The organism is Pantoea sp. A4, from assembly GCF_000295955.2.
Lineage (GTDB): Bacteria > Pseudomonadota > Gammaproteobacteria > Enterobacterales > Enterobacteriaceae > Pantoea > Pantoea multigeneris.
This window is the reverse complement of the sequence record NZ_ALXE01000023.1, coordinates 89,696-107,468: the sequence shown is the minus strand read 5'-3', so window position 1 is coordinate 107,468 and position 17,773 is coordinate 89,696. Positions and strand designations below refer to the sequence as shown.

At 55.2% G+C, this 17,773-nt stretch carries 15 protein-coding genes; 8 read left to right on the top strand and 7 right to left on the bottom strand.

All coding sequences use genetic code 11. The features are described 5' to 3' along the window. Positions 1–73: 73 nt before the first annotated feature. Positions 74–970: a LysR family transcriptional regulator gene (locus tag B880_RS0110385; protein WP_017347343.1), complete on the bottom strand. Its 897-nt coding sequence runs from the start codon at positions 968–970 to the stop codon at positions 74–76. Between the two features lie 71 nt (positions 971–1,041). After that, positions 1,042–1,410: a helix-turn-helix domain-containing protein gene (locus B880_RS0110380; RefSeq protein ID WP_017347342.1), complete on the bottom strand. Its 369-nt coding sequence runs from the start codon at positions 1,408–1,410 to the stop codon at positions 1,042–1,044. A 167-nt stretch (positions 1,411–1,577) separates the two neighbouring features. On the opposite strand from B880_RS0110380, the gene B880_RS0110375 reads away from it, so the two are divergent. The 3 genes from B880_RS0110375 to B880_RS0110365 all read left to right on the top strand — a co-directional run bounded on the left by B880_RS0110375 (position 1,578) and on the right by B880_RS0110365 (position 4,718). Further along, positions 1,578–2,237: a response regulator gene (locus B880_RS0110375; RefSeq protein WP_017347341.1), complete on the top strand. Its 660-nt coding sequence runs from the start codon at positions 1,578–1,580 to the stop codon at positions 2,235–2,237. Next, positions 2,234–3,589: a sensor histidine kinase gene (locus tag B880_RS0110370; RefSeq protein WP_026042554.1), complete on the top strand. Its 1,356-nt coding sequence runs from the start codon at positions 2,234–2,236 to the stop codon at positions 3,587–3,589. The genes B880_RS0110375 and B880_RS0110370 overlap by 4 nt, the downstream gene beginning before the upstream one ends. A gap of 265 nt (positions 3,590–3,854) precedes the next feature. Further along, positions 3,855–4,718, top strand: a complete 864-nt coding sequence (locus tag B880_RS0110365; RefSeq protein ID WP_017347339.1) for a nucleoside-specific channel-forming protein Tsx — start codon at positions 3,855–3,857, stop codon at positions 4,716–4,718. Between the two features lie 72 nt (positions 4,719–4,790). Here the strand turns inward: B880_RS0110365 and yjdN are convergent, their stop codons facing one another. Together yjdN and B880_RS0110355 are read right to left on the bottom strand one after the other, a co-directional pair. After that, positions 4,791–5,219: a VOC family metalloprotein YjdN gene (yjdN, locus tag B880_RS0110360; RefSeq protein WP_017347338.1), complete on the bottom strand. Its 429-nt coding sequence runs from the start codon at positions 5,217–5,219 to the stop codon at positions 4,791–4,793. Positions 5,220–5,296: 77 nt separating this feature from the next. Beyond that, positions 5,297–6,199 (bottom strand): LysR family transcriptional regulator, encoded by a 903-nt coding sequence (locus tag B880_RS0110355; RefSeq protein ID WP_017347337.1) that lies wholly within the window; start codon positions 6,197–6,199, stop codon positions 5,297–5,299. Positions 6,200–6,316: 117 nt separating this feature from the next. Between B880_RS0110355 and B880_RS0110350 the strand changes: the two genes are divergently transcribed. The 4 genes from B880_RS0110350 to B880_RS0110335 all read left to right on the top strand — a co-directional run bounded on the left by B880_RS0110350 (position 6,317) and on the right by B880_RS0110335 (position 12,287). Continuing rightward, positions 6,317–7,630 carry a M20 family metallo-hydrolase gene (locus B880_RS0110350; RefSeq protein ID WP_017347336.1) on the top strand — a complete coding sequence of 438 codons (1,314 nt, stop codon included), beginning with the start codon at positions 6,317–6,319 and terminating at the stop codon, positions 7,628–7,630. After that, a complete protein-coding gene (locus tag B880_RS0110345; protein ID WP_017347335.1) occupies positions 7,627–9,072 on the top strand; it encodes a M20 family metallopeptidase in 1,446 nt (481 codons plus the stop codon). Before B880_RS0110350 ends, B880_RS0110345 begins: the two co-directional genes overlap by 4 nt. A gap of 85 nt (positions 9,073–9,157) precedes the next feature. Continuing rightward, positions 9,158–10,675, top strand: coding sequence for a p-aminobenzoyl-glutamate transporter (gene abgT, locus B880_RS0110340; RefSeq protein ID WP_017347334.1), 1,518 nt, complete (start codon positions 9,158–9,160; stop codon positions 10,673–10,675). Between the two features lie 199 nt (positions 10,676–10,874). Next, on the top strand, positions 10,875–12,287 hold the full coding sequence (locus tag B880_RS0110335) for an MFS transporter (protein ID WP_017347333.1): 1,413 nt from the start codon (positions 10,875–10,877) through the stop codon (positions 12,285–12,287). Between the two features lie 78 nt (positions 12,288–12,365). On the opposite strand, the gene B880_RS0110330 is transcribed toward B880_RS0110335, so the two are convergent. From B880_RS0110330 to B880_RS0110320, 3 genes are read right to left on the bottom strand one after another with little or no spacing between them, the layout of a single operon-like run. Beyond that, positions 12,366–13,676: a c-type cytochrome gene (locus B880_RS0110330; RefSeq protein WP_017347332.1), complete on the bottom strand. Its 1,311-nt coding sequence runs from the start codon at positions 13,674–13,676 to the stop codon at positions 12,366–12,368. An 11-nt stretch (positions 13,677–13,687) separates the two neighbouring features. After that, entirely contained in the window at positions 13,688–15,472 is a 1,785-nt protein-coding gene (locus tag B880_RS0110325; RefSeq protein WP_017347331.1) for a GMC family oxidoreductase, read from the bottom strand. Between the two features lie 2 nt (positions 15,473–15,474). Beyond that, positions 15,475–16,209, bottom strand: coding sequence for a gluconate 2-dehydrogenase subunit 3 family protein (locus B880_RS0110320; protein WP_017347330.1), 735 nt, complete (start codon positions 16,207–16,209; stop codon positions 15,475–15,477). A gap of 299 nt (positions 16,210–16,508) precedes the next feature. On the opposite strand from B880_RS0110320, the gene sbmA reads away from it, so the two are divergent. After that, entirely contained in the window at positions 16,509–17,744 is a 1,236-nt protein-coding gene (gene sbmA / locus B880_RS0110315; RefSeq protein WP_017347329.1) for a peptide antibiotic transporter SbmA, read from the top strand. Positions 17,745–17,773 lie beyond the last annotated feature (29 nt).

Below are 17,773 nucleotides of genomic sequence, written 5' to 3'. Positions count from 1 at the left end.
ACAGGATCACAGCCGCAACAGATCGCGCACGATATTTACTCTCCAGCGCTCTGATGTTGCTGGAGAGCAACAATCAACCGTTCGCCAGCCCGGCGATCAGCGCATCACACAGCAGATTCACCGGTGAGGTAGCCTGCTGCGTCTCTTTAATCATCAGGAAGCACTGCAGGCGGTCCATTTGCCACTCCGGCAGCAGCTGCACGATTTCACCCCGCTGCATCGCTTCCTGCGTCATGTAGGAAGGCAGATAGGCAATGCCGCTGCCAGCAAGGGCAGCATTGAGAAGCGCCATACTGTTGTTGGCACGAAAGCGGCTCCGGACATCCATCATCAGCTTCTGTTTTTCCCGGCGGAATGGCAGCGCGGCGGTATGTGCCGCACCGTGAAACAGCAGCAAATCATGGCGCGGCAGTTGCTCAGGATGCAGAATCGGCGGGCGCTGATCCAGATAACCCGGCGTGGCATACAGCCCCCAGTTAATGTCGGTCAGGGCGCGGAAATTTCCCTTTAGCGGCGTGCGCGCACGAATCGCAATCACCGCATCCACCTCTTCTGGCACGCTTTCACCAATGCGGTCAGTCAGATCGAGATCAACGTTGATATGCAGGTGACCGCGTAAAAAACGGTTGAGTATCGGCACCACACACTGGCAGCCAAAGGTCACCGGCGCCTGTAAACGCACGTTACCTGCCGGTTGCTGATGAATCTGCTTCACAAAGGCATCTGCGCGATGCATTTCCGCCAGCATTCGCGTACAGAAGGGGTAGTAGGCTTGACCGAGTTCAGTCAACGTCATTTTGCGCGTGGTGCGCTGGAGCAGTTTGATTCCCAGCCTTAGCTCAAGCCGGGCAATCTCCCGGCTGACGTAAGATTTCGACAGCCCGAGATCGCGTGCAGCTTCGCTAAAACTTTGCAGTTCCACCACGCGAGCAAACAGCAGCATGGCGGTGAGGTTATCGCTATTTTCCATGAATTCCCGGATGAGGCTATTGTTTCTGAATTAAACAACATCTACCGGGAAGCATAACAGAATTCGGGCTATTAACTCGCTACCGCCACCGGAAACAGCAGCCGATCCGGTTCAACGCGACGCTGACGACGTAGTTGACCCGGCGTCACGCGGAAGTAGTTTTTAAAGGTGCGCGTGTAGGCTTGTTGCGTATCAAACCCGAAGTTCATCGCCACCTGTAAAATCGCTTCGTTACTGTTGAGCAGGCTCAGGGCCGACTCGGTGAGACGGCGTTGACGAATATATTCCGCCAAAGAGTAGCCGGTATGCTGACGGAACAGACGCTGTAAATGCCAACGAGAGTAACCAGAACGACGCGCGACTTCGTCGAGATGCAGGTCGTGTGCAAGGTTGTTCTCGATCCACTCCAGCAAACTACGGATAAATTCGCTCTGATTCATGATGCTCTCCTGAAGAGACTGTTAGGCAGTAGCGTCACTGTAGCGCGTAAAATTTATCCCTTAATTAGCGAAAACTTAGCGCAGAATTAGCAAGGCTGAGATCGCGGTTAATTCTGCGCTAACTTTTCAGCGTTACACTGCGTGTAATGATGGCTGGAGGCATCCTGATGCGTGTACTACTGGTAGAAGATGATGAAATGATCGGCGCTAACCTCCAACATGCGTTGGAAGGTGCTGGCTGGTCAGTAGATTGGGTACGTGACGGCGTTTACGCCAGCAATGCCTGGAGCGAAGGCGGCTACTCCTGTGTGCTACTCGACTTAGGCTTACCACGCCAGGACGGGCTGCAAGTATTAAGGCATGCCCGCAGCCGTGGCGATATGACGCCGGTGCTGATCCTCACCGCACGCGATAGCGTCTCTCAGCGCGTGCAGGGCCTGGACAGTGGAGCCGATGATTATCTGCTAAAACCCTTTGATCTACAGGAGGTTCTGGCCCGTATGCGCGCCATTACTCGTCGTCGCCATGGTGCGGCAGACTCCTTACTCGGCAGTGGCGATCTGCAACTGGACATGATGACACGAGAAGTGTTGTACAAAGGCCAGCGCGAGCAGTTAACTGCGCGAGAGTATGCGCTGCTCTATGCACTGCTGGAGCGTCCCGGTGCCATTCTTTCCCGCGAACAGTTAGAGAACCGCATTTACGGCTGGGGCGAAGAGGTCACCAGCAACGCCATTGACGTACTGATTCACGGTATGCGCCGCAAACTCAACAACGATGCCATTCGCAACGTACGTGGCCTCGGCTGGCGGGTGCCTGCCATATGAAAAGATTGCCCTTTATGCGTTCGTTACGTAACAAGCTGCTGAGTACGCTGTTTATTATTCACCTGTTGGTGATTGGCGGCGTGACCTGGTATTTCTTTAGCTGCTACGGCGACATGATCGGCAGTATGAAAGACGATCAGCTCACCAAAATAGCGGATGCCTGGGCCGTCAACAAACGTTTGCCGGTGCTGATGCCGCTATTGGTCAATGCCGATAAGGTAAAAAGTGCCTATGTGGTGCAGTTGTGGGATGCCAACGGCAAACTGCGCGCCAGCTCGTGGCCGGAACTCAATGCCCCGCTGGTGACGCAGAAGGGCTGGCACAACGTCTACGTCGGCCACTGCCATGACTGCGAATGGCGTATCTACACCCGCCCCGGCGAACCCGGCAGCGATATTCGCACCATTCAGGTCATGCACAATCTCAGCTATATGAAATCGGTGATGGTGTCCCGTACTTTGTCGGCGATCATTCCCCTGATTCTGATGATGCCCCTGTCGATGCTGGTGATCTGGCTGGTGGTGCGCAAAATCACGCGCGATCTGCGCGTGGCCGCCAGGGAGATTGCCGCCCAGGAGACGCTAAATCCGCATACGGTAGCCTCGCACGACTTGCCGGATGAACTACAGCCGCTGATTGCCGCCTATAACTCCCTGTTACACAAGCTGCATGCGGCCTGGTCCTCCCAACGCCAGTTCCTGGAAGATGCCGCCCATGAGCTACGCACGCCAGTCACCGCCGTGACGCTGCAAGTGGAAAATCTGCGTCAGCATATTCAGCCAGGGGATGCCAGCCGACAGTTTGACCAGTTGGAAGCGGGCGTGACCCGCACCCGCCATCTGGTGACGCAGCTGCTGAATATTTCGCGTCAGGAAGATCACAGCGTGGTAGCAACGGTCGAAAATATCGATCTTGAGGGGCTGCTGAAAGAGAGCATTGAACAGCTCATGGTGGTCGCCGATAAGCGCGGCATTGATATTGGTTTCAACGGCAGTACCCAATATCAGATTCAGGCCAGCCGCTCAGAGTTGCGCAGTTTATTCGATAACCTGATCGGTAATGCGATGCTTCACACGCCAGAAGGAAGCCTGGTGGACGTGCTGTTACATCGCGTTGCCGGAAAAACTGTGGTCGATGTCATTGATAACGGCCAGGGAATGGAAGAAGCGTTTATCGATCGCGCTTTTGATCGCTTTACCCGCTCGTCGGATGTAAAAGCCCAGGGCAGCGGTCTTGGCTTGTCCATTGTGAAAAGCGTGGCTAACAAACACAGTATTCAGGTCGCGATCAGTAACTGCCTTAACCCGCAGGGTGTGATTTGCGGTTTACAGGTTCGCGTCACCCTCCCCTGATTTCCTGCATCGCAACGGAACCGGACAACGCAAACGGTTGTTCGGTTCCGTTCGCCTCAGTTTGATTATGTGACTCAAGTCACATTTCTAATGATTTAAAATGCAACACGTTTTGACAAATGTGAGCAAAATCTATTTTCTATGCGCTGATAAACGGCACGCTACGCACGCTGTTTATCTGATTGTTACAGCGCATTTCCCGCGGGGAATTGATTTCACTCCGGCCGCCCCACGAGCAGCGGTCATCAGCATGTGGCTTATGATAATGAAATATAAAAAACTGATAGCAGGCGCTTTACTGGCAGGTAGCATGGCAGGAGCAGCCCAGGCTGCTGACGAACCGCAATATGTTTCTGACTGGTGGCACCAGAGTGTTAACGTGGTGGGCAGTACTCACACCCGTTTCGGACCACAGTACAACAATGACGTGTATCTGGAATATGAAGCCTTTGCACACAAAGACTGGTTCGATTTCTATGGCTACGCCGACCTGACCAACTTCTTCGGCGCGGGTAACAGCAACGCCAACGGTATTTTTGACCACGGTTCGCCGCTGTTTATGGAGATTGAACCTCGCTTCTCCATCGACAAACTGACCGGCACCAGCCTGGCATTTGGCCCGTTCAAAGAGTGGTACTTCGCGAACAACTACATCTACGATATGGGTCGCAACCCATCTCAGCGCCAGAGCACCTGGTATATGGGTCTGGGCACGGATATCGATACCCATTCTGACATTGGCCTGTCGCTGAACGTCTATGCCAAGTACCAGTGGCAGAACTACCAGGCTGCGAACGAAAACAGCTGGGATGGTTACCGCTTCAAAGTGAAATACTTTGTACCGATTACCGACCTGTGGGGCGGTAAGCTGAGCTACATTGGCTTCACCAACTTCGACTGGGGCTCAGACCTGGCGGAGAAAACCGGTCCGTCACGCACCAGTAACTCCATCGCTTCCAGCCATATTCTGTCGCTGAACTACGCACACTGGCACGTTTCAACCGTGGCGCGTTGGTTCCACAACGGCGGTCAGTGGGCGGATGGTCAGGAGTTGAACTTCGGCAATGGTCCGTTTGAAGTGAAATCTACCGGCTGGGGTTACTACCTGGTTGTAGGTTATAACTTCTGATTGATCGGGGGTGGGCATCTCCACTCCCGCATCTCGGGTTCCTTCCCCCGCTCCGGGAGAAGGAACCGGCTGTTAACCTTGTGGTTTATAAGCATTCACCATCCACGGTACGCCGAACTTATCGGTAAACATCCCAAAGCCATTTGCCCAGAATGTGGGTTCCCAGCTTTTTGTTACCGCTCCACCTTCCGACAGTGCGTCAAACCACTTTTTACCCTGAGCTTCATCGGGCGTAGAAAGGCTAACTGCAAAACCACCATAGTGCGTATCAGAAGGTCCATCGCTCAGCATGATTTCACCCTGCCCAATGCGCAAATGCGCATGCATGATCTGCTCAGGCGGGAACGTCATTCCCGTAGGGCAACCTTCACCGCCTCCTTCAGACTCCGGCATATCACCAAACGTCATTTTAAACAGTAGCGTGGCATCGGTAGCGGCAAGATAAAATGCAATCGCCTCTTCACAGCGCCCGTTATAAAACAGATAAGGTGTGACTTGCATGATCGACTCCTGCGGAAATAACCCGCTAGAGAGTGTAGTGCGGTTTTTTTCACCCGGACGCGAGCCAGGCCACACTCTTAACTTTGCTGACAATAGCGCCGGAACAGCTGCGCCATATACGCCCCCATTGGGGTAAGTGACGTGTCTTTACGCTGAATAAGATAAAACTGTGCCAGTGGCAGCGGCTCGTCCAGTTCCACCGCCTGCAACTGGCTGCCCAACACCACATCGTTAATCACATCCTCCGACAAAATACTGACGAAGTCGCTCTGCGCCACCAGGCTGATACAGGCCATGAACGTTTCACAGGTCACCACAATTTTGGGTGCCATGCCGCGTTCGGCAAACAGATCGTGCAGCAGGCGGTAGTAACTGCCTTTGCGCGTTGGCATCGTCCAGTCACAGTGTTGCATCTCCTGTAGCGATCGCGCTTTTGCCATGGGATGGCCCTTGCGCACCACCACGCGGTATTCGCGCGTCATCACCTGTTCGTAGCTCAGCTCCTGATCAAGATGGCTTTGATCGTAAGTGTTAATGGTGAAATCCAGCTCACCCTGACGCAGCTCTGGCACCATGGAAACCAGTTGTCCTTCAACGATGCGGACTTTGACACGCGGGTATTCACGATGAAACTGCGTAATGACCTGAGGCATCACGGTACGGGCAATACTGCCACCAACGCCAATATTCACCTGTCCTCCCGCCAGCCCCAACCGCTGCTGAATCTCCTCCTGCGCCACGCGAAGTTCTTCCAGCACCAGACTGGCATGGCGAAAAAAGTTATCACCGATGTCCGTCATTCGCACACCCTGCTGGCCGCGAATAAACAGCCGCGCGCCAACTGCCAGCTCCAGCTCCTGAATCGCTTTCGTGAGCGCCGGTTGCGACAGGCCAGACAGGCGGCTGGCTGCACGAATGCTGCCCTGGCGTGCCACATCGACAAAGGCGCGCAGTTGATGAAGTTTGAGCGGTGCTGGCATGGGTATCCTCGTGATAACCCCTGTTTATCATAGGCAAGATATTCGCATCTTATGCACCCCAATACCATTGTGTAGATTCAGGTTAAAGACCAAAAAACCAACATCAAGGATCACACCATGACTACCCTTTCTCAGCAGGTTTCCGACCTGGTTCCACAACTGCAAAGCTGGCGTCGCGATTTGCATCAGTTTGCTGAATCTGGCTGGCTGGAATTTCGCACGGCAACACTGGTTGCGGAAGAGTTACACCAGTTAGGTTATCAGCTTCAGTTAGGTCGCGAAGTGATTGATGCGGAAGCCCGCATGGGCTTGCCAGACGCCAGCGTGCTGGCCGCACAGGAAGCACGCGCGCTGGAGCAAGGCGCTCTGCCACAGTGGATTGGCCACTTCTCCGGCGGATTTTGTGGCGTGGTAGCCACCCTCAACACTGGCCGCCCTGGCCCGGTGATGGGCTTCCGGGTGGATATGGATGCACTGGATCTCAACGAGAGCCTGGCGGCGGATCACCTGCCTGTGCGTGAAGGTTTCACCTCCATCAATAGCGGCATGATGCACGCCTGCGGGCATGACGGCCACACCTCCATTGGCCTCGGTCTGGCCCGCGTCTTAATGGCAAACCAGGCGAAGTTGAGCGGCACCATCAAACTCATTTTCCAGCCTGCCGAAGAGGGCGTGCGCGGGGCGAAAGCCATGGTGGCGGCGGGCGTACTGGATGATGTCGACTTATTCACTGCGATCCACCTCGGGACTGGCGTACCGGCCGGTGAAATCGTCTGCGGCAGCGACAGCTTCCTGGCGACCACCAAGCTTGATATTCATTTCACCGGCGTGGGTGCGCACGCAGGCGCAAAACCCGAAGAGGGCCGCAACGCCCTGCTGGCCGCGGCACAGGCGACCCTTGGCCTGCACGGTCTGACCCAGCACAGCGGTGGCGTAGCGCGCATGAACGTCGGCGTATTGCAGGCAGGCACCGGGCGCAACGTGGTACCGGATACCGCGCTGCTTAAAGTCGAAACCCGTGGTGCCAACAACGAAATCAACGATGCGGTCTATCAGCAGGCACTGCGCGTGATTGAAGGCGCGGCCGTGATGTATGGCGTGGAATATGACATCAAGCTGATGGGCGCGGCGCGTAGCTGTAAACCTAGCCAGGCCTGGGTCGAGTTCATCCATCAGCAGGCTGAAAAACTCAATATCTTCTCATCGGTGGTGGACACCAAATCGGCTGCCGCCGGTTCCGAAGATGCGACCTACATGCTGGAACGCGTTCAGCAACGTGGTGGTCAGGCTTCCTATGTGATTTTTGGCTGCGATCTGGCTGCTGGCCATCACAACGCCAAATTCGATTTCGATGAGCAGATCATGGCTGTCGCGGTGGAAACCCTGGCCACACTGGCGCTGCATCAGGCCGAATTCAAGGTGCCAGCATGAGTTTGACCGGTTTTATTGAAGAGTATATCCAACAGCATCAGGCCAAATTTACGGCGCTGAGCGATGCCATCTGGGATATGCCGGAAACACGTTTTCAGGAGACGCGCTCGTCTGCCCTGCTGGCAACGGCGCTGGAGCAAGAAGGCTTTCAGGTCGAAAGGGCCGTAGGTGGCATTGATACCGCCTTTATCGCCAGCTTCGGCAGTGGTAAACCGGTGATTGCTGTTCTCGGTGAATTTGACGCATTGGCCGGGCTGAGCCAGCAGTCTGGCTGTGCTACACCGGCTCCGGTGGTGGAAAACGGCAATGGTCACGGCTGTGGTCACAACCTGTTGGGCACCGCAGGCGTGGCAGCTGTCTTCGCGGTAAAGGCGTGGATGATGCAACAGGGCACCGGCGGAACGCTGCGTTTTTACGGCTGCCCCGGTGAAGAAGGCGGTTCCGGCAAAACCTTTATGGTGCGTGAGGGGCTGTTTGACGATGTCGATGCCGCCGTCACCTGGCACCCGGAAGGCTTCAGCGGCATGTTTAACCTCAGCACGCTGGCCAATATTCAGGCTGCGTTTCATTTCAAAGGTGTCGCTGCCCATGCGGCCAACTCACCGCATCTCGGACGCAGTGCGCTGGATGCGGTGACGCTAATGAATACCGGTGCCAATTTCCTGCGCGAGCACATCGTGCCGGAAGCGCGCCTGCACTACGCCATTACCAATACGGGTGGCGCGTCTCCCAATGTGGTGCAAGCCGATGCCGAAGTGCTTTACCTGGTGCGCGCACCGCAGCTCGATCAGGCGCAGGATATTTATCAACGCGTCATTAATATCGCACGCGGCGCAGCCCTGATGACCGACACCACCATGACGGTGCGCTTCGATAAAGCCTGTTCCAACTATGTGCCCAATCGCGCACTGGAAGCGGTGATGGAGCGATATTTGCATCAGTTTGGCTTACCAGAGTACAGCGTTGAAGAGCAGGCGTTTGCCGCAGAAATTCGCGCCACGCTGACCAAAGACGACCTGCGCAATGCTCGCCTCAACGCCGCTCGCACCGGCGGTAACGCAGGCACGGCCTGGGCTGAAGCGTTAGGGGAGAAAGTCCTGATGGATGAAGTGGCCCCGTATGCTATCAGTAATGAGCTGATGTTTGGCTCAACCGACGTGGGCGATGTTAGCTGGGTCACCCCGGTTGCGCAGTGCTTTACGCCCTGTTTTGCATTTGGCACCCCACTCCATACCTGGCAGTTGGTGGCGCAGGGACGCACTTCTCTGGGGCACAAAGGCATGCTGCTGGCGGGGAAAGTGCTGGCAGCCAGCGCGCTGACCCTGCTGGAACAGCCCGATACGCTGGCTGCCTGTCGGGAAGAGTTTGAACGGGTACGCCAGCAGCAGCCTTACCGCTGCCCAATCCCGGACGGTATTCAGCCGTCACCGCTGGCTTCTTAGCATTACCCGCGTCGGCAACGGCGCGGCTGTACTACCCATAAAAAATATTACATCTAAGCAAACATAACGACACGAGGAATACCCGATGGATTTCACCACGGAGAACCGCAGCCCAGGGAAGCTGTTTAGCTTTATTGAGCGTATTGGCAATAAAGTCCCCAACCCTTTTCTGCTTTTTATCTATCTGATCGTGGTGCTGATGGTAGCCACTGCGCTACTGAGCAGTTTTGGCGTCACCGTAACCAACCCGACCAACGGCGAGATCATTCAGGTGAAGAACCTGTTGAGCATTGCCGGGTTGCAGTGGATGCTGCCGAATATCATCAAAAACTTCAGTAGCTTTACGCCGCTGGGATCGATTCTGGCTCTGGTTCTGGGCGCAGGCCTGGCAGAAAAAGTCGGCTTATTACAGGCTCTGATGGTGAAGATGGCTTCGGGTGTCAGCCGTCGCTACGCCAGCTATATGGTCCTGTTTATCGCCTTCTTCAGCCATATCTCTTCTGATGCCGCGCTGGTGGTGATGCCACCCCTGGGTGCGCTGATTTTCCTCGCCGTGGGCCGCCATCCGGTCGCCGGTTTGATGGCCGCGATTGCAGGGGTTGCCAGTGGTTTTACCGCTAACCTGCTGATTGTAAATACCGATGTGCTGTTGTCTGGCATCAGTACTGAAGCGGCGAAATCCCTCGACGGTGCGATGCATGTCAACGTCATCGATAACTGGTTCTTTATGGCCAGCTCGGTGATTTTGCTGACCGTGGTTGGCGCGCTGTTAACCGATAAGTTTATCGAGCCCCGCCTGCAACCGTGGCAGGATCGCGATGGCGATCGCCTGCCAGCCTTAACCCCGCTGGAAAACCGTGGTCTGAAAGCCGCGGGCATTGCTGCGCTGATCTTCTGTGGTTTGATTGCTCTGCTGGTTATCCCGGATCATGCGCCACTGCGTAATCCGAACGGATCGCTGGTGCCGTCACCGTTTGTGCAGGGCATTGTGCCGCTGATTATCATTCTGTTTTTTGTCGTCGCCATTGCCTATGGCGTGGTAACAAAACAGATTCGCCGTCAGGATGATATTCCTCAGTTGCTGATCGACCCGATGAAAAGCATGGCGGGCTTTATTGTGATGGTGTTCCCACTGTCGCAGTTTGTCGCCTTCTTTAGCTGGTCCAATATGGGCAAATTCATGGCGTTTGGTATGACGGATATGCTGGAGAGCGCTGGCGTTAGCGGGGCACCGGCTTTCCTCGGGCTGATGTTCCTGTCGGCTTTCCTTTGCATGTTTATCGCCAGCGGCTCGGCAATCTGGTCGATTCTGGCACCGGTTTTCGTGCCGATGTTTATGCTGCTCGGCTTTCATCCCGCCTTTGCCCAGATGATTTTCCGCATTGCTGACTCCGCCGTTCTGCCGCTGGCACCGATGTCGCCGTTTTTACCGCTGTTCCTCGGCTTCCTGCAAAAATATGAGAAAAACGCCCAGCTTGGTCGTTACTACGTGTTGATTTTGCCTTATCCCATCGCGTTCTTTATCGCCTGGATTTTGCTGTTAGTGGTGTGGTATTTCCTCGGCCTGCCTATTGGCCCTGGCATCTATCCGACGCTGCATTAATCGCTGCGCCAGGGACGGCGCGCACACCTTACATTTCCTGCAACGCACGTTGCCAAAAACTCAGCACGCTACCTCTCGGCAACCTGCGGCGAATTGATTATTCTGCCTCTTCTTCGCCTGCTAATGGTTTAACTCTTTTAACAACATCCTTGCCGTTAGTGGGTTTTGCAAACATCGTCACACCGAGGTTATTACAACAATGACAACAGCCAGCACCCCAGGGATCGCTTCTGTTCCACCCATCACCACCCCCGCCAATAGTCTGGCAGGCCGTATTGACGCACTGCCGTCTTCAGCCGGTTTATGGCGCTTTATTTCACTGCTGGCGTTAGGCGGTTTCTTCGAACTGTATGACCTGTTTGAGACCGGGTATATCAGTTCTGGTCTGCTGGCGGCGGGCATTTTCCACACCGGCAGCGCTGGGGCATTTGGCATTGCGGATCAGGCTGCTTTTGCGTCGGCAACGTTCCTCGGTCTGTTCGTCGGTGCCAGCCTGCTCGCACCCTATGCCGATCGCTTTGGTCGCCGTCTGACCTTTATGTGTGCCCTGTTGTGGTACGGCTGCTTCTCACTGCTGATGGCTTTCCAGCAGAGTGCTGAATCGGTGATTTTCTTCCGCTTCCTGGTCGGGATTGGACTTGGCGTCGAGCTGGTGACGATCGATACCTATCTGACCGAATGGGTGCCGACCCGGATGCGCAGCAAGGCATTTGCTTTCTCCTTCTTCATCCAGTTCTTGTCTGTTCCGGCCGTGGCGTTGATGTCGTGGTGGCTGGTGCCGCAGACAATCCTGAGCCTGGAAGGCTGGCGCTGGGTGGTGATTGCCGGGGCGCTGTGCTCGCTGGTGATTTGGTTTATCCGTAAAAACTTACCTGAGTCCGCGCGCTGGCTGGCACAGCAAGGTCGCCATCAGGAAGCGCATCAGGTAATGAGCCAGATGGAGATCCGCTGCGGTCTGACGCCAAAAGCGGATTTCCCACAGGATGATGCCGCCGCTCAGTTGCCACAGCGCGGACGTTTTCGCGAAATTTGGGCACCAGAGTGGCGTAAGCGTACCCTGATGCTGGTGGTGATGAACTTCTTCCAGGCTATCGGGTTCTTTGGTTTTGGCAACTGGCTGCCTGCGCTGCTGTCTGGCAAAGGCACCACGGTCACGCACAGCTTGCTGTATGCGTTTTTTATCACCCTCGCCTATCCGATCGGTTCACTGATTTGCAGCCGTTATGCCGACAAGTTCGAGAACAAATGGCAGATTGTTGGTTCTTCGCTGATGACCGTGGTGTTTGGCACCCTGTTTGCGCTGCAAACTAACCCGGTATTGCTGATCATCTGCGGCTTCCTGATCACCTACTCAAACGCCTGGCTGACCTTTAGCTATCACGCCTATCAGACGGAGATTTTCCCTACGCACATCCGCGCACGCGCTGTGGGTTTCTGTTACTCCTTCAGCCGCCTGTCGACGGTGTTTAGCAGCATTCTGATTGGTTTGATTCTGGAGTATGCAGGCAGTCAGGGTGTGATTCTGTTTATCGTGCTGAGTATGCTGGTGGTGATGCTGTCAGTGGGCATTTTCGGGCCGAAAACCCGTGGGATTGATTTGGAAAACATCTGATTTTTCGAGATTTTCCCCTCACCCTAACCCTCTCCCATAAATGGGAGAGGGAATAGAGAGTGCTGGGGTGAGGGGCCGTTACTTCTGCCCTTCCAGTACTTTAATATCCGCGCTACCTTGCTGATCCTTCACCGTTTTACGCAGTTTTGCTACCTGGCTGGCGCTCACCTGCTGCGGCGCGCTGTTACCCCAGCTGCTGCGGATGAAATTCACGACATCAGCCACTTGCTGATCGTCCATCCGCCAGCCAAAAGCAGGCATCGTAATGGTTGAAGGTGCACCGCTGACGCCCGGCAACTGTCCGCCCACTAATACGATATGGATCAGCGAAGTCGGATCGTCCGCTAACACCACCGGATTCCCCTGCAATGCCGGGAAGAAGCGCTTATAGCCGGTGCCATCGGTTTTATGACAGGCGGCACAGCTATCCACATAGGCAGCCGCACCCGGTTTGCTATCATCACCGTGCCATAGCGCCTGGGCTTCGCTGCTATCCGGGCTGAAGGCCACCTGATTCACATCTTTCGCCCCCAGTGACTTGAGGTAACGGGCAATTGCCGTGATATCCGCGTCGTTGAGGTGTTGCAGGCTGTGTTCCACCACATCGCTCATACCGCCAAACACCGCTGTATGATCGTTACGGCCATAACGCAGGAACTGACGCAAGTCCTCTTCGCTCCAGCGACCTAAACCGTCACGGCTATCGCCGCGCAGGTTACTTGCGGTCCAGCCATCCACCGGCGCGTTGCTGCCAGACAGGAAGTTGCTGCCTTCGGCGTTGTTCAGCGCCTTCTCCTGCATGGTGAAACTGCGTGGTGTATGGCAGGCACCGCAGTGACCCAGGCCTTCAACCAGATACTGGCCGCGCGTCAGGACCGGGTCCTGCTGCTGTGGCTGAATCGGCGCGACTGAAGGTGCGAACATGCCACGCCACACGGCCAACGGCCAGCGCATCGACAGCGGCCACGGGATCTCGCTCTCTTTATTCGCCTGATTCACTGGCGCGACACCCTGCATAAAGTAGGCGTAGAGCGCGTGCATATCGGCATCGCTGACCACCGCATACGAAGGATAAGGCATCGCTGGGTAGAGCGTCGTGCCCTCTTTGGTCACGCCGTGGCGCACGGCTTTCTCAAAGTCATCGTAGCTGTAATCACCGATACCACTGGTTTTATCCGGCGTGATATTGGTGGAATAAATCGTGCCGATCGGCGTTTCCATCGGTAAGCCACCGGCAAATGGCTGACCGCCTTTACTGGTGTGGCAGGCAATACAGTCCCCGGCACGTGCCAGATATTCACCCTGTTTTACCAGGTCAGCGTTGCCTTGATCCGCGAGCGCAGCGCACGACAACGAGCCCAGCAGCAGGGCCAGAAAAATCTTTTTCATGGTCATGTTCCTTACGCTTGCACCAACGGGCCAGGGTTCTTCAGATACTGTTCACGAATCGCTTTAGCCGACCAGTAGGTCAACGCGGCCACCATGCCAGTGGGGTTATAGCCCAGTCCCTGTGGGAAGGCTGAAGCCCCTGGTACGAAGACGTTCGGCACGTCCCAGCTTTGCAGATAACGGTTGATGGCGCTGGTTTTCGGGTCTTCTCCCATAATTGCGCCGCCGTTCATGTGCGTCGTCTGGTAGACGGTGGTGTCGAAATGGCTCCCTGGTGCTTTCGCTGCGCCCATGATCAGTTTTGGATTCATCGCCTCGGCAATGGTGTGCATTTTGCTCACCATGAACTGCGCCATCTTGATGTCGTTATCCTGCCAGTCAAAGGTCATACGCAGCAGTGGCTGGCCGTAGGCATCTTTGTAGTTCGGATCGAGATCGAGATAGTTAGCGCGGTAAGACTGGTGAGCACCGTGCGCATCCATAGAAATGTGATGGGTGTACGTTTCCGCCACAGCGCTTTTCCACTGGCTACCCCAGTTAGGCGTGCCCGGAGGCGTCGGCAAGCCGGAGATCGGCTTGGTGCCCGCCTGGTTAACCCAGAAAGGTGAACCGCCGACAAACCCAAGCGGGCCGTGGTCAAAGTTATCTGCGTTGAAATCGTCGATACCCACACCCGCGCCACCCGCGCCGATAAACGGGTTAGTGGTGGTGTTTTTATCAAACAGCGCCTTCAGCGTTGAGATGTTTTGATAGGCAAAGTTACGTCCCACCGTCCCTTCATTGGTGATGGGGTTGTAAGGCTTACCAATCCCGGACAGCAGCATCAGGTGGACGTTGTGGAACTGGAAGGCTGACAAAATCACCAGGTCAGCAGGCTGTACCTGCTCACGTCCCTGCGCATCAAGATACGTCACGCCAGTGGCGCGTTTTTTATCTTCGGTCAGATTGACCCGCAGCACATAGGAGTTGTTACGCAGTTCGAACTTCGGTTCCTGACGCAGCGCAGGCAGGATGTTGACGTTCGGTGAGGCTTTCGAATACATGTAGCAAGCGTAGCCACTGCAATAACCGCAGAAGTTGCACGGCCCCATCTGCGCGCCATAGGTATTGGTATACGGACCCGAAGTGTTGGCAGAAGGCAGATCGTAAGGGTGGTAGCCGACAGATTTCGCCGCCTCAGCAAAGAGCTGCGCCGAGTACGTGCGCTTCTGCGCGGGCAGTGGGAAGTTATCCGAGCGATCCGGTGCAAACGGGTTGCCACCGCGCTCTTTACCCACTACCTGGCCTTTAATGCTCCAGGCGCTGCCTGAAGTACCAAACACCTTTTCGGCCTTATCGAAAAACGGTTCCAGCTCGTCGTAGGTCACGCCATAGTCCTGAATTGTCATGCCTTCAGGAATGAAGTTTTTGCCGTAGCGCTCTTCATAGTGGCTACGCATACGCAGTTCGATAGGATCGACACGGAAATGGACACCCGACCAGTGCAGCCCCGCGCCACCCGTGCCGGTGCCCGGTAAGAATGCCGCCAGTTGGCGGTAAGGCACGGCGGTCTGGGACGCATCGTGACGAATGGTTACGGTGCTTTTTGACAGATCCTGGAACAGCTTTTTACGGATGTTATAGGTCAGTTCATCAATAGACTGCGGATAAGCGCCGTCTGGATAAGTATCACGCTGAGGACCACGCTCCAACGCCACCACATTCAGACCCGCTTCGGTCAGCTCTTTTGCCATGATCGCGCCCGCCCAGCCGAAGCCAACGATCACTGCATCTACTTTGTTCAGTTCATTTGCCATGCTTATGCCCGCTCCCCACGAATTGATACTGACGGGAACGGATAACGCTCTCCGCGCTCTACCCAGTCCATATAATCAGCGCGTGCGCCTGGGAAGCCGATCAGCTTCCAGCCCACCATGCCCTGATTGCCGCCGTGGATGGGATCGCTAAAGAAACCTTCGCGGGTGTTCTGCAACAGGAAAGCAAAGAAGGTCTTCGACGGGAGTTGTTCAAACACAATGCTGCCACTTTCCAGCGCATGCAGCATCGCTTCCTGCTGCCCGGTGCTGAGTTCCGCAAACACTTTGCCGTGCTGCTTTTTACTGTAGCTGTCAGCTTCTGCCAGCCCGAGGCGATAAACCTGCTGAGGCGTCAGCGGGAGTTGATAACCCAGCTCTTTAGGCATATCCGGGTTAAACGGCCCCTGCATGTACCAGTTCGCACCGGTAGCAAACGGCGTATTCATCTGGCGATCGATAAATTCTGGCACACCGGCTTCCAGTGCACCCGGTCCGCGCTCATCTGCGGGAATCAACCGGGCAACGGCAGCAGTGATAAAGGCGAACTCTTCTTTGGTGAACCAGTTTGGCTGGTAGTCGCGCGCTTGTTGCGGCCCAGTCTCTGTAGCTTCGGCTTGCGCCAGCGGAATAAACCCTAACGACCCCACCGCAGAACCACCGACGGCCATCGCCGGTGCAAGCGTGATGGTCCTCAGCAGAAAGTCCCTGCGTGACTGACCTGTTTTCTGATCTGACATGACATTGCCTCATTGCCGCGTGCAAGCGACATGAAAGTTAAACGGCTGGTTGTAATAGTTTTTATGAGTTGTTGAGGGTTACAGTCCGGTTGTTACCGGTAACATCGCGAGGATTGTATCACCATGTGTAAGGATTTATTAGCGCATTTATAAACATCCGCACAAATTCATTAACAAGACACACTTCCCCGCTACGTAAATAACACTCTGCGCCTCGCTGTCATGCACAGAAACAACCGTCATAAGACAAGACCGGCCCTGGTGCGATATAAAGGAGTATTCAACACAGCGGAGTGCCTATGTTTAAGTCGTTTTTCCCGCGGCCAGCGCTGTTTTTCAGCTCTGCCGCTATCTGGAGTTTACTGGCTATTTTTGCCTGGTTTGGCTTTGCCGAAGCACTACCACAGCACTGGCCATCTCTCGCCGCAGCCATGAAACAGCCGTTACCCGCGACTGCTATGCGCTTTATTGCGCCGGGTCAATTGTGGTTCTACGCCTACTACTGGCTGGTTGCCGGGATCTTTGCCTGTGCGTGGTGGGTGATTGACCGCCATCCCTGGCAGCGTTGGTCTGTATGGGGCACCGCCTTGATGATCTTCGTCACCTGGTTTGGTGTGCAGGTCAGCGTGGCCGTTAACGCCTGGTATGGCCCGTTTTACGATCTGATCCAACAGGCGCTGAGCAAAGCAGGTTCAGTGCCAATTGGTGATTTTTATCGCGGCGTCTATGCGTTTCTCGGCATTGCGCTGATCTCCGTTGTGATTGGCGTCATGAATGCTTTCTTCATCAGCCACTGGGTGTTCCGCTGGCGCACTGCCATGAACAATTACTATGCGCATAACTGGCAGCGTTTGCGTCTGGTGGAAGGTGCGGCACAGCGTGTGCAGGAAGACACCATGCGCTTTGCCAGCACGCTGGAAGACTGGGGGATCAGTTTTATTCAGGCGATCATGACGCTGATTGCCTTCCTGCCAGTGTTGATGGCGCTTTCGGTGCACGTTAAAGATATTCCCCTGTTGGGCAATATCCCGTACGCGTTGGTGATTATTGCGCTGCTGTGGTCGGTATTTGGTACCGGATTACTGGCGATGGTCGGGATTAAGCTGCCAGGGCTGGAGTTCCGTAACCAGCGCGTTGAGGCCGCCTATCGTAAAGAGCTGGTGTACGGTGAGGACGATCCACAACGCGCGGCACCGCCCACATTGAACGAACTGTTCAGTCGTGTGCGTTTTAACTATTTTCGCCTCTATTTCCACTATCTTTACTTCAATATCGTGCGCATTCTCTATCTGCAAATCGATAACGTGTTCGGTCTGTTTGTGCTGTTCCCGTCCATTGTGGCCGGGACCATTACGCTGGGTCTGCTCAACCAGATCACCAACGTTTTTGACCAGGTACGTGGCTCATTCCAGTATCTAATCTCGTCGTGGTCAACGCTGATTGAGCTCATGTCGATCTACAAGCGTCTGCGCAGTTTTGAGCAGATCCTGGCCGACATTCCCCATGAAGAGATGATGCGCGAAGCCTCTGAGTAGCGGTTTAACAGCGGTGCCTCCTGGCACCG

Bases quoted from the DNA above. Each gene is read 5' to 3' on its own strand.
- B880_RS0110385 (WP_017347343.1), bottom strand. From the start codon at position 970: ATGGAAAATAGCGATAACCTCACCGCCATGCTGCTGTTTGCTCGCGTG.
- B880_RS0110380 (WP_017347342.1), bottom strand. From the start codon at position 1,410: ATGAATCAGAGCGAATTTATCCGTAGTTTGCTGGAGTGGATCGAGAAC.
- B880_RS0110375 (WP_017347341.1), top strand. From the start codon at position 1,578: ATGCGTGTACTACTGGTAGAAGATGATGAAATGATCGGCGCTAACCTC.
- B880_RS0110370 (WP_026042554.1), top strand. From the start codon at position 2,234: ATGAAAAGATTGCCCTTTATGCGTTCGTTACGTAACAAGCTGCTGAGT.
- B880_RS0110365 (WP_017347339.1), top strand. From the start codon at position 3,855: ATGAAATATAAAAAACTGATAGCAGGCGCTTTACTGGCAGGTAGCATG.
- yjdN (WP_017347338.1), bottom strand. From the start codon at position 5,219: ATGCAAGTCACACCTTATCTGTTTTATAACGGGCGCTGTGAAGAGGCG.
- B880_RS0110355 (WP_017347337.1), bottom strand. From the start codon at position 6,199: ATGCCAGCACCGCTCAAACTTCATCAACTGCGCGCCTTTGTCGATGTG.
- B880_RS0110350 (WP_017347336.1), top strand. From the start codon at position 6,317: ATGACTACCCTTTCTCAGCAGGTTTCCGACCTGGTTCCACAACTGCAA.
- B880_RS0110345 (WP_017347335.1), top strand. From the start codon at position 7,627: ATGAGTTTGACCGGTTTTATTGAAGAGTATATCCAACAGCATCAGGCC.
- abgT (WP_017347334.1), top strand. From the start codon at position 9,158: ATGGATTTCACCACGGAGAACCGCAGCCCAGGGAAGCTGTTTAGCTTT.
- B880_RS0110335 (WP_017347333.1), top strand. From the start codon at position 10,875: ATGACAACAGCCAGCACCCCAGGGATCGCTTCTGTTCCACCCATCACC.
- B880_RS0110330 (WP_017347332.1), bottom strand. From the start codon at position 13,676: ATGAAAAAGATTTTTCTGGCCCTGCTGCTGGGCTCGTTGTCGTGCGCT.
- B880_RS0110325 (WP_017347331.1), bottom strand. From the start codon at position 15,472: ATGGCAAATGAACTGAACAAAGTAGATGCAGTGATCGTTGGCTTCGGC.
- B880_RS0110320 (WP_017347330.1), bottom strand. From the start codon at position 16,209: ATGTCAGATCAGAAAACAGGTCAGTCACGCAGGGACTTTCTGCTGAGG.
- sbmA (WP_017347329.1), top strand. From the start codon at position 16,509: ATGTTTAAGTCGTTTTTCCCGCGGCCAGCGCTGTTTTTCAGCTCTGCC.